Genomic DNA, 11,526 nt, shown 5'->3' with positions numbered 1-11,526 from the left:
GCTGGAGTTACAATTTTATAATCTTTAGTGTCCTTAAGAATCTCCACAAAATAATCTGAGTATTCCTTCGATTTTATTCCGTGTATGATTACAAAATTTTCACTTTCATTATACACATCATAAGAAACTGAAAAGGTATCATATTGTTTCTCTTTTATATATTTATTTATTTTTTCGATTAATGTTTTGGTATCATCAGCATCTCGAGCACCTGCTTTATATAAAATTTTCCAGCTTTTAGATAGTGTATCGTTCTTGAAAGTCATTTGTTCTAAGATAGGAATATTTGTTCGAAGAATGTCTTCGGCTTGTTTTCCTTCTTTTGTGTTTGGAAAGTTTAAAGCTACAAAATTTAAAGATTTTTTATACTCCTCAACTCCTTTTATTTTTCCTATTGCACTTGCTTTTAGCAATTCAAATTTTGGGATTAAATCATCGCCAGCAAATTGCGCTAAACTTTTCTCGATAGTTTCTAAAACCGTAACGTATTCTTGGTTCGAAAATTGCTTATAAATTGTTTTATAAACAGCCTCTGGTGTTTGTGCAATGGCATTTTCCTCTACTATTGTTCCGCTTAGAATTTGCGCATATCTTGTATTCGGGTAATTTGCAATTATTTGATTTTTAACAACTTCTGCTTTGGATTTATTTGTAATCTCATATATCTTATACAAATTATACATCGATGGCAAGATTAATCTTTCTTCGGGATTGCTCTTTAATAACAACTCAAATTTAGATGCCGATAATTCGTATTCTTTAAACTTTTCTTTATAAATAACACCCAACTGATAATTTGCAAAATTCCTTTCTCTTGCCAAACTGTCTAATACTTTTTGTGATGTTGGAAGTTGTTTCAAATAAAAATCTGCTTGAAATTTTTCTGAGATTTCTTCTATTTTCGTATTTGTATTGTTGGCTGCAACTTCCTCTGGATTCTTTATGTCTAAAGACTGAGCAGACCATCTCCAATTGTCATTTAGTATTCGTTTCCCCCATTTTTTTAGGAACGTTACTCTACCGTAATTGACAGTAACGGGATTGTAAAAATAAAATGCGTCATCATTTTTACTATCAAAACTAGCTCCTGGCGGTAATAAAGAAGTTTCGTTTAAATCGCTTTTTTGTCTGCCTTTTATATCGGTTTTTATGACTTGAATTCCAGTGTTTGTATTTGATGTTTTTTGCTTGGCTTCAAGTAGTTTTTTAGCTTCTTCTTTAGCTTTCATTTTTGCAATATAATCCTCAAAATAGCTCTTTCGATCACCTTCAGAAAGGGCAACTATATTTAAAATACTATCACTATGTTGCACAATTCCTTCGTACTTGATAACATCTACAAGGTTTTCTCGTTTTTTTGCAATGGTAAAATACTCGCGATTTTTCTTCACCAATCTAGTCAATGTGCTGTCGTAATATTGTCCAGCCATTAGGTATTTAGTTTTATCGAAGTAAATTGTCGCTAAATTTTTATAGGTTGTCGCTTGCAAGTAAGTATCTTCCGATTTAGACCTTAATGATTTATTGTAATACTTAATAGCTTGTTGCTTTTTGTTCAGCTTATCATAAAATGCAGCCATTTGATAATTTAAAATATCATGATGCGGACGATTTTCTCTGTCTTTAAAAAGTTTAGCATATTTTTTCAGAAACGCAACCGTGTCTTGTGTATGATCTACTAGTTCTGATTGTTTTGCATGCGCCTGCATCACATATTGTTTGGGTGATTTTCGCTTCATTTCAATAATTTCTTGAAACTCAACATAGGCACTATCTTTGTATTGTAAAGATTGGTATAATTGCCCTAAAATAAAATGATAACGGGCTTTTTCTTCTTTTATTTTGGTCGAAACCAATGCTTTTTTTAGTGGTGCAATGGCACTGTCTTTTTGTTCTAAATTAATATAGGCTTGCGACAAAATCGCATTTGCATCGGCAAAAACTTGTGGTTTTATCTTGCTATTTTTTAGGAGCCTTTTCAGATTTTTAATCGCTAGTGCGTCATTTTCTAATCTAATATTTGTTTTTTCTCTCCAAATTTTAGCTTCATATATTTTGTCGGAATTAGAATATTTGTACAAAATATAATTAAAAGCTTCTAAAGCAGGAATAAATCGCTGGTCATAATAGCGTGATTTTCCTAGAAGAAGATGTGCTTCATCCATTTGCCTGTTTTTTTCCTTACCATCAATATTCATAGAATGTTTCTGGATTGCTTTGATTGCTTTGTTTTCAGCCCGCTCAAAATTTTGATTTTTTGTCTTCTGTCCTGGCAGTATTGCTTCTTCTAGAATTTGCATTCTTTCTACTGGCAAAATTTCCCAAAAATTATCTTTGTATCCGATTTTTAAATCATTAATACCCAATTGCAAAGCCACATCACCGTTATACAAAACGTTATATTCTGAGTTTACAGCATGCCAATTTCTATTTACAAAAGAGTTTTTCTTTGTAGAACAAGCTACAACTAAAATTAATAAAAGTGAAGATGAAATATATTTTAAACTGTTTGTTTTCAATGTAAAAGGTTTTTAATCATTAACTTCTAAAAGTTAAATTTAGTATAATGACTGGTAAAAATACGTTTCTTTTTTAAATTCCGAAAATAAAGTATTTTTTTAATTTTTTGTAAGTTACAATAATATGTCAGTCGTGTTTCTTAATTTTGCTAAAAAGAATCGAATATGTCTACATTTTACAAACTAGCGATACAAGAAATAAAAAAAGAAACTTCTCAGGCAGTTTCTATCCTTTTTAATGTTCCTAACGAATTTAAAGATTTTTATAAATTTGATGCTGGACAATACGTAAATTTAAAATTAACTTTAGATGGGCAAGAAATTCGTCGTGCTTATTCTATATGTTCTTCGCCAAATAGTGGTGAGCTTCGTATTGCAATTAAAGCGATAAAAAATGGACTTTTTTCGAAATTTGCCAATAACGAACTAAAAGTTGGAAGTATTATCGAAGTTGGAACTCCTGAAGGTAAATTTACATTCGAACCTAATCTCGAAAAGCAAAAAAACTATCTAGCTTTTGTAGCTGGTAGCGGAATTACTCCAGTTATGGCAATCTTACAATCTGTTTTATTACAAGAGCCTAAAAGTACATTTGTGCTGGTTTTTGGAAACAAATCTGCTGAAGAAACTATTTTTCATGACAAACTAATCGAATTACAACAAAAGTATTTAGGGCGATTTTTTGTTCATTTTGTGTATAGTCAATCCAAGGCTGACGATTCTCTTTTTGGAAGAATAGACAAATCGGTGGTGAATTTTGTGATGAATAATAAGCATGTTGGCACAGCATTCTCTAAATTTTACTTGTGTGGCCCAGAAGAAATGATAAATACCGTTTCTGATGTGCTAAAAGAAAAAAATATTGCTGAAAAAGATATTAAATTCGAATTATTTTCTGCTTCTACTAAAGAAAATGCGATAGATACAACAAAAAATGACCATACAAAAATCACTGTCTTAGTAGATGGAGATGAAGCAACATTTGAAATGTCATCGAAACAAACTCTACTCGAAGCAGCTTTAAAACAAGGAATCGATGCACCATATTCTTGTCAGGGCGGAATATGCAGCAGTTGTTTGGCTCGTGTAACACAAGGTACTGCCGAGATGAAAAAGAACTCTATTCTTACCGATAAAGAAATTGCCGAAGGCTTAATTCTTACTTGTCAGGCACATCCCACATCGGCCGAGGTTTTTGTAGATTATGATGATGTTTAGCTAATCACTATATAAATATTGTTAAAAAAGGAGCTAATTAGCTCCTTTTTTAATGCATTTATCTTTTAGTCGATAAATTTTGTGGTTTTATCGAGTTTATTGATTTTTAGGACAATAGGTTAAAAATGATTGTATTTTTGTTGCTTTCTCAATAAAAAAACAAACTAAACCAAAAAAAATCAATGTCACTTTTAACCATTAAATTTAAAACACAAATTGCCTCTACGTTCTTTTTATTTTTAGCAACAATTGTAAATGCGCAAGTAGGAATAGGAACCATAACCCCAAACGCCGCTCTTGATGTTGTTGCTGGCGCAAACAATTACGGATTACTTATGCCTCGTGTAGCATTAACCGACACAAATATAGCAGCGCCTGTTAAAAATCCTGCAACAGGAGCTTTTTTAACAAACACAGTCTCAGAAATAGGAACTATGGTTTTTAATACAAATACTACAGCGGGAACTTATGGTGTAATTCCTGGGATTTATTTTTGGGATGGCGTTAATTGGGTGTCACAGGTACACCGTTATTTTGATACAAAGTTTGCACAAAATGCAAATTTAACAGTAGCTACAACCGCATCTACCTATACAAATATTCCTAATTTGAATGCAAAATCATTTGTTGCTCCATACACGGGAAAATATTCGATTTATTTTACGGGTTATCTTGGTGCTGGAACGGTAGATCTTGATTCAGGAAAAGTGGGTTTTGTAGAAGGTAATTTTAAACTTACTGTCAATGCAGTAGATTATAGAAAATATACTCACTCTACTAGTTTTTACAATAGTAATACCACGGTAGATTATCTAGAGCTTTTCAACGAAACAAATATAAATATAACCATAAGTTTAAACGCTGGTCAAACTTGTAATTTAAACGCTTCATACTGGGGAGTTGCCGATGATAACATTACTGAAGCTAATCCGCACGTAATTGGGAATAGCACGGCTTTAGGTAATTACTCTGAAATTAACGTAATGTATATTGGAAGATAATTTTACCTCATAGAATAAAAAAGAGCTTAATTAAGCTCTTTTTGTATTTTATATACAATTGTTTCTGGCAAAATAGTTCGCATCGCATCTTCATAACCCAAAACTTTTTTGTTTCCGTAAACAGATGTTGGTAATAGCGGATATTTTTCTCTATCAGATACCAATGAATTTTTTAACGGCTGGTTAAATGGTGAAAAACCAGCAAAAGGATGTGTTGCTCCCCAAAGTGTAATTACTTTTACACCCAACATGGCTGCAATGTGTGCATTTCCAGAATCCATAGAAAGCATCATGTCGAGATTTGAGATTAAGTCTAATTCTTCCTGAAAAGTAATTTTTCCTGCAATATTTATTATGTTTTTATTATCTTTTGAAAGCGAATCTAAAACATCAATTTCTTTTTTGCCTCCACCAAAAAGCAGAATTTTATAATCATTATTTTTAGACAAATTGTTTATAGTTTCCTGCATCAAATCTAAAGGATAAACCTTGCTTTCGTATTGTGCAAAAGGTGCAATTCCTATCCATTTTTCATTTTTATTTCCAATAATTGAAATTATTTTTTGGGATAAAACAGCCTTATTAGGAAAAGTTGGATTACTTAAATCGATATCAAAACCTAATTTTCTAAACGTATCACAATGCACATTGAACATCGTTTTTAGTGGTTTAAATATTTTATTTTCTCCTCTTGTTAATGCTTTTTTATCGGTTCTTCCTTTGTTTGAAGCGGCTACTTTTTTTCCTATTAATGCAAAAAAGGTTCTAACAATTTTAGACCTTAAAACATTATGCAAGTCGGTAACAGCATCGATATTTAGCTTTTTTAAATCTAAAAATAACTTTATAAGTCCTAAAAATCCTTTGTGTCGATTATTTACATCTATTCCGAAAAAATTTACGTTGGGAATTGTGTCAAAAAAAGGTTTGAAAAATGGTCGGGAAACCACCGTAATTTTTACTTCTGGATACTGCAAAACAAAGGCTCTCAAAACGGGAACTGTCATCGCAGCATCGCCCATTGCCGAAAGCCTAATTACTAAAATATGTTTAATTTGGGACAATTATTTTATTTCTTATTCTGATACAAAACAGGATTCAATTCGTCGTCGTTGTACATTTTCATTTGTTTGTACACTTTCATATATTTATCTCCAGCTTCAATATCTGTTAGTAAATCGTCTATTGCAGTGGTTAAATCTTTCCTTTGTTCTAACAAAACATTTAACTTTTCTTGACATTTTGCTCTGTGTTCTGCCGAAGCTTCTTCGCGAGTTGCTTCTTCGTTCATGTGATAAATTTTAAGTGCCAAAATTGACAATCTATCAAATGCCCAAGCAGGACTTTCTGAGTTTATTTTTGCAGATGGTTTTACATTTACCGAAGCATATTTTTGAAGGAAATAACTGTCTATATATTCGACCATATCAGTACGAACTTGGTTAGAAGCATCGATTTTTCTTTTGAGAACCAAAGCTTCAACTGGATCTATATTCGGATCACGAATAATGTCTTCATAATGCCATTGTACAGTATCTACCCAATTTTTAGCATACAATAAATGTTCTATTTTTTCCTTTGGATATGGATTTGCGATGGGTTGATTTACATCATCAAATTTGTGATAATCATTGATGCTTTGTTCAAAAATTGGAAAGGCAAATTGTGAAAACATAATTTTTATTAATTTATTGAATACAAATATACTTTTTATACCTTTATCAAACCAAATTAACAGTTAATTTTCACACAATGCACATTCATTATATCTCTGAAGAAAATAGTATTCTTAATCATTTTTTAGCACAAATTCGTGATGTAAATATCCAAAAAGACAGCATGCGTTTTCGTAAAAACATAGAACGCATTGGCGAAATAATGGCGTATGAATTAAGCAAAACCCTTTCGTATAAAGATATCAATGTGCAAACGCCGCTTGGCATTAAAAAAACAACAACCATTGCCGAAAACGTAGTTTTGTGCTCTATTTTACGTGCCGGATTGGCTTTACATACTGGTTTTATGAACTTTTTTGATGATGCCGAAAACGGATTTGTATCGGCCTACCGTCATCATTACAACAACGATGATGCTTTCGATATTTTAGTCGAGTACCAAGCCGCGCCTTCTTTTGAAGGAAAAAATCTGATATTAATAGATCCTATGTTAGCCACAGGACAGTCTATTGTAGCGGTTTTTAATAAACTAATGACTGAAGAAACTCCTAACGAGATTCATATTGCAGTAGTAATTGCTGCTCCTGAGGGAATTGCATTTCTTGAAGAAAATTTGCCTAAAAATTGTCATCTTTGGGTTGCTGCTCTAGACGAAAAACTAAATGAAAAAAACTATATTATTCCTGGTCTTGGCGATGCTGGAGATTTGGCTTATGGCGATAAATTATAATAACTGAAACACAAAAGTTAGAATACTAGCTGTTAGAATTATTACTAAAATAGATTCTTTTATCCAATATTTATTTATTGTTTCTAGATAATTCGTTAGCATAATAGACACTGGCACAAAGGTATAAATAAGAAAACTATTGTCTTTATTAGGTGAAATAAAGAAGACTGCCAATCCAATAATAAACGCAAAAATCATTTTCCGATACGACGCTTGCAGATTAGATAATTTATTTCGCAATATAAAAATCATACTTACAAAAGCTACTAAGGCCGTTGTAACATATATAAATAAAGCAATATTCTGAAAAATTGTTTCTATATATTTCAAATCAAAATCTATTACTATTTTTGATATATAATTTTGAATAAGACTCGGATTATAAATTAAAGCGCCTAAAACCGAAATTACTAAAACAGTAAAAAAAGCAATAAACGGAATGGTCCAGTTTCTATAATCTCTAGAAACGTGAAAAATAATGGATATAAAAACCAATACTATAAATAAAATACACCAAAAATTAAACAACGTTGCGGTAAAAATCCAAAAGGAAGCATCAAATATTTTTTCTTTTGGTGTGATTAACGATTGCATCGATATTAATCTTCGCAAGGCCAATAGAATAAATAAATTTGAGATAATTAACGATCCGTTAGATAATGTTTTGGGAAACAAAATCAGAAAAACAAAAAACAGAAAGAACGTGTAACTGTTGTCTTTACTTAATCCGTTCTTTTTTGTAATAAAATTTGTTATGTATAAAGAGCCAACTAATAGTAATAATAAAACAATTTTTTTACCTATTTCTAAAGCTGAAATGGTATTGAAATTAGATTGAAATTGAAACAATAAAAAACATAAAACCAACAAAGTGGTTATTAAAATATAATTTATTGGTCGAGATTTACTAAAAACGCTTGTTATCATGAGTAAATTTTATATTTTTGTCCTTGTAAATATAATACATAAAAAAGATGAAATCATTTTTTGAAGGAATACAATGGTTATTTGATAATATAATTTTAGGATTACACGAAGTTTTACGTTCTCTAGAACTTAGTAACTGGTGGTTGGCTAATATTATTTCGTGGGCTTTTATAATTATTTGTTGTTATTACACTTGGTATTGGACAAAACAATTACAATCTCACAAAGATAACAACGAAGAAAACCAAGATACTACGGCTCACTCTTTCTTAAAGTAAGTCGAAACCAATATCTTTTCTAAAATACATCTTATCAAAATGTAGCTTGTCTATGTTTTGATAAGATTTTTTTATGGCTTCTTGAAAATCATTCCCAAACGAAGTCACTGCTAAAACTCTTCCGCCGTTACTTACAACTTGCCCGTTTTCGGTCTTTGTTCCAGCGTGAAAAACTATAGAATCTTCTATACTTTCTAGTCCAGAAATTGCTTTTCCTTTTTCGTAATCTTCGGGATATCCTCCAGAAACAATCATAATTGTTGTGGCGCTTCTAGAATCAATTTCTAATGAAACTTCATTTAGCTTTTCATTGGCAACAGCCTGAAACAATTCGACCAAATCAGATTTCAATCTCGGAATAACAACTTCCGTTTCCGGATCGCCCATTCTCACGTTATATTCGATAACAATTGGTTCGCCTTTTACGTTTATTAAACCTATAAAAACAAAACCTTTATATTCAATTCCGTCTTTTTGTAAACCAGCAATTGTAGGTTTTACAATTCTGGTTTCTATTTTTTCTAACAAAACAGCATCTGCAAACGGCACTGGAGAAACAGCACCCATTCCGCCAGTATTCAAACCTGTATCACCTTCGCCAATACGTTTATAATCTTTCGCTGTTGGCAAAATTTTATAGTTTTTCCCATCGGTTAAAACGAAACAACTCAATTCAATTCCGTCAAGAAATTCTTCGATAACTACTTTTGCACTTGCATTTCCAAATTTGGCGCGAACCAACATGTTTCGTAATTCTTCTTTGGCTTCTGCCAAATCATGAATGATTAAAACGCCTTTTCCGGCAGCTAATCCGTCCGCTTTTAACACATACGGTGGTTGTAATGTTTCTAAAAATTGACAGCCATTTTCAACCGTTTCTGCAGTAAAACTATCATAAGCTGCTGTTGGGATATTGTGTTTTACTAAAAATTCTTTAGCAAATTCTTTACTTCCTTCCAGTTGTGCTCCTTTTTTTGATGGTCCAATAACTGGAATGTCTTTTAAAATCGAATCGTTTTTAAAGAAATCATAAATCCCAAGAACCAAAGGATCTTCTGGACCAACAACAACCATTGCCACTTTTTCTTGAATTACAAAAGTTTTTATAGCTTCAAATTCCAGAATGTCTAAGTTTACATTCGTTGCTATTTGAGCTGTTCCGGCGTTTCCTGGCGCTACAAAAAGTCTAGAACATTTATCTGATTGTAACATTTTCCAAGCTAGTGCATGTTCGCGTCCACCAGAACCAAGTAATAAAATTGTCATTTTGTTGTGTTGTTAGTTGTCGTGCAAAAATAGTTTGTTTTAAAAAGAATTTAAAGCTAATTGATGGAAAAGTTTTAGATTTTACTATTTTTGAACAAAATAGCTTTTCTTGTGTTCAACCTTTTCAATTTATCGCTCAAAATAAATGGTTTTCCGATGAAGGAAGCAAAAGCTGAATTTGAAAAAATTCAAGCCGTTTCTGATGCCGAATTTGAAGATTTTATCATTCGAAAAAGAAAAAAAATTGTTGATTATCATTTAAAAAACAACGAATCTTACCAAGAATTTGTGGGGAAAACATTTTTTGATCCCGAAACGTCGAGATGGAATGAACTTCCCATAATGACTAAAAAAGATTTTCAAAAACCTTTATCAGAAAGACTTTCGGAAGGATTTACTGTCAAGAATGTTTATGTTAATAAAACCTCTGGTTCTAGTGGCGATCCTTTTATTTTTGCGAAAGATAAATTTTGTCATGCGTTAACTTGGGCAAATATCATCAATAGGTTTGGTTGGTTCGGAATCGATTTTAATTCATCATTACAAGCGCGTTTTTATGGAATTCCACTAGATTTCATCGGAAATAAAAAAGAACGATTGAAAGATTTGTTTAAAAATAGTTACCGATTTACCATTTTTGATTTATCAGATGAAATTCTGGAAAAAATCTTACTAAAATTTCAGCATGAAAAATTTGATTACATCAATGGTTACACATCTTCTATCGTTTTATTTGCCAAATTTCTTCAAAAAAAAGACATTGTTTTAAGATCGGTTTGTCCAACGTTGAAATGTTGTATTGTTACTTCAGAAATGTTATTTGAAGAAGATAAATTATTGATGGAAAAACAATTTGGCATTCCAATTGTAAATGAATACGGAGCTTCCGAACTTGATTTGATCGCATTTCAAAATCCAAATAATGAATGGCAAGTAAATTCGGAAACGTTATTTGTAGAAATTTTGGATGAAAACAATGCTATTTTACCCAACGGAAATGAAGGACGAATTGTGATTACATCGTTATACAACAAAGCGCATCCGTTTATTAGATATGACATTGGCGATGTTGGAATTCTTGATAAAAAAAGCACCTTTAAAAAACCAATTTTAAAGAAATTAATTGGTCGAACCAACGACATTGCCATTCTTCCTAGCGGAAAAAAATCACCCGGATTGACATTTTATTATGTAACCAAAAGTATTATTGAAGACGACGGAAATGTAAAAGAATTTGTGATAAAACAAACCAAAATCGATACTTTTGAAGTGAAATATGTGAGTGATACAGCTTTGACTTTGAAACAAATTAAAAAAATTGAAAAAGCCATTACAACTTATTTAGAAAACGGTTTGACATTTACATTTATTAGAAAAGATAAATTAGAACGAAGCAAAAGCGGTAAATTGAAGCAGTTTGTTTCGTTAATAAAATAAATATATGAGCCAAAATCTAATTATTTCAGAGGAAACAATTTCTAATAAAATTTACTTTATTAGAAATCAAAAAGTGATGATTGATCGCGATTTATCTGTACTTTATAACATAGAAACTAGAAGATTAAACGAACAAGTAAAAAGAAATCTATCTAGATTCCCTGAAGATTTTATGTTTCAACTATCTGAAAATGAATTTGAAATCTTGAAGTCGCAAATTGCGACATCAAGTTGGGGTGGAACTAGAAAATTACCTTTTGCATTTACCGAACACGGAGTTCTAATGCTATCTAGTGTATTGAATAGTGATAAAGCAATTCAGACTAATATTCAAATTATGCGGATATTTACCAAAGTAAGACAGATGCTTTTGGATACAACCGATTTAAAAATAGATATTCTACAAATTCAAAAGAAACTGGAAAATCACGATAAAAACATTGAATTGGTTTTTAGTTATTTAGACGAATTGAC

The 11,526-nt window shown here is 31.3% G+C and carries 11 protein-coding genes; 6 read left to right on the top strand and 5 right to left on the bottom strand.

What is annotated here, in order from left to right:
• The coding region (locus tag ACH2BG_RS13680) for a gliding motility protein (protein ID WP_395048249.1) at positions 1-2,519 on the bottom strand (2,519 nt) is incomplete at its 3' end.
• A 165-nt stretch (positions 2,520-2,684) separates the two neighbouring features.
• Between ACH2BG_RS13680 and ACH2BG_RS13675 the strand changes: the two genes are divergently transcribed.
• Both ACH2BG_RS13675 and ACH2BG_RS13670 read left to right on the top strand, forming a co-directional pair.
• A complete protein-coding gene (locus ACH2BG_RS13675; RefSeq protein ID WP_395048248.1) occupies positions 2,685-3,737 on the top strand; it encodes a 2Fe-2S iron-sulfur cluster-binding protein in 1,053 nt (350 codons plus the stop codon).
• A gap of 182 nt (positions 3,738-3,919) precedes the next feature.
• Complete coding sequence (locus ACH2BG_RS13670; RefSeq protein WP_395048247.1) at positions 3,920-4,738, top strand: hypothetical protein; 819 nt, start codon at positions 3,920-3,922, stop codon at positions 4,736-4,738.
• Positions 4,739-4,764: 26 nt separating this feature from the next.
• On the opposite strand, the gene ACH2BG_RS13665 is transcribed toward ACH2BG_RS13670, so the two are convergent.
• Positions 4,765-5,760: a glycosyltransferase family 9 protein gene (locus tag ACH2BG_RS13665; RefSeq protein ID WP_395048251.1), complete on the bottom strand. Its 996-nt coding sequence runs from the start codon at positions 5,758-5,760 to the stop codon at positions 4,765-4,767.
• Between the two features lie 47 nt (positions 5,761-5,807).
• Positions 5,808-6,413: a DUF4254 domain-containing protein gene (locus ACH2BG_RS13660; protein ID WP_395048246.1), complete on the bottom strand. Its 606-nt coding sequence runs from the start codon at positions 6,411-6,413 to the stop codon at positions 5,808-5,810.
• Between the two features lie 77 nt (positions 6,414-6,490).
• Between ACH2BG_RS13660 and upp the strand changes: the two genes are divergently transcribed.
• On the top strand, positions 6,491-7,144 hold the full coding sequence (gene upp / locus ACH2BG_RS13655; protein ID WP_395048245.1) for a uracil phosphoribosyltransferase: 654 nt from the start codon (positions 6,491-6,493) through the stop codon (positions 7,142-7,144).
• Here the strand turns inward: upp and ACH2BG_RS13650 are convergent.
• The gene (locus tag ACH2BG_RS13650) at positions 7,139-8,071 is read right to left on the bottom strand and encodes a DUF6427 family protein (RefSeq protein WP_395048244.1); all 933 of its coding nucleotides are present in this window, start codon (positions 8,069-8,071) and stop codon (positions 7,139-7,141) included. The two genes, upp and ACH2BG_RS13650, sit on opposite strands and share 6 nt — an antisense overlap.
• Positions 8,072-8,118: 47 nt before the next feature.
• Here ACH2BG_RS13650 and ACH2BG_RS13645 point away from each other — a divergent pair, with 47 nt between their 5' ends.
• A complete protein-coding gene (locus ACH2BG_RS13645) occupies positions 8,119-8,349 on the top strand; it encodes a uracil phosphoribosyltransferase (protein ID WP_395048243.1) in 231 nt (76 codons plus the stop codon).
• On the opposite strand, the gene purD is transcribed toward ACH2BG_RS13645, so the two are convergent.
• Positions 8,341-9,615, bottom strand: a complete 1,275-nt coding sequence (purD, locus tag ACH2BG_RS13640) for a phosphoribosylamine--glycine ligase (protein ID WP_395048242.1) — start codon at positions 9,613-9,615, stop codon at positions 8,341-8,343. The genes ACH2BG_RS13645 and purD overlap by 9 nt on opposite strands.
• A 111-nt stretch (positions 9,616-9,726) precedes the next feature.
• On the opposite strand from purD, the gene ACH2BG_RS13635 reads away from it, so the two are divergent.
• Positions 9,727-11,052 carry a phenylacetate--CoA ligase family protein gene (locus ACH2BG_RS13635; RefSeq protein WP_395048241.1) on the top strand — a complete coding sequence of 442 codons (1,326 nt, stop codon included), beginning with the start codon at positions 9,727-9,729 and terminating at the stop codon, positions 11,050-11,052.
• Positions 11,053-11,056: 4 nt separating this feature from the next.
• Positions 11,057-11,526: ORF6N domain-containing protein (locus ACH2BG_RS13630; protein ID WP_395048240.1), on the top strand; the 470-nt coding region annotated here is incomplete at its 3' end.

Origin of the sequence: Flavobacterium sp. (assembly GCF_043779715.1) — a bacterium.
Classification (GTDB): Bacteria; Bacteroidota; Bacteroidia; order Flavobacteriales; family Flavobacteriaceae; genus Flavobacterium.
The sequence above is the reverse complement of the archived record's forward strand: the minus strand, read 5'-3'. Positions and strand labels throughout refer to the sequence as shown.

Coding starts and splice junctions, on each gene's coding strand:
- upp (WP_395048245.1), top strand. CDS start 6,491: ATGCACATTCATTATATCTCTGAAGAAAATAGTATTCTTAATCATTTT.
- ACH2BG_RS13645 (WP_395048243.1), top strand. CDS start 8,119: ATGAAATCATTTTTTGAAGGAATACAATGGTTATTTGATAATATAATT.
- ACH2BG_RS13660 (WP_395048246.1), bottom strand. CDS start 6,413: ATGTTTTCACAATTTGCCTTTCCAATTTTTGAACAAAGCATCAATGAT.
- purD (WP_395048242.1), bottom strand. CDS start 9,615: ATGACAATTTTATTACTTGGTTCTGGTGGACGCGAACATGCACTAGCT.
- ACH2BG_RS13665 (WP_395048251.1), bottom strand. CDS start 5,760: ATGGGCGATGCTGCGATGACAGTTCCCGTTTTGAGAGCCTTTGTTTTG.
- ACH2BG_RS13670 (WP_395048247.1), top strand. CDS start 3,920: ATGTCACTTTTAACCATTAAATTTAAAACACAAATTGCCTCTACGTTC.
- ACH2BG_RS13675 (WP_395048248.1), top strand. CDS start 2,685: ATGTCTACATTTTACAAACTAGCGATACAAGAAATAAAAAAAGAAACT.
- ACH2BG_RS13650 (WP_395048244.1), bottom strand. CDS start 8,071: ATGATAACAAGCGTTTTTAGTAAATCTCGACCAATAAATTATATTTTA.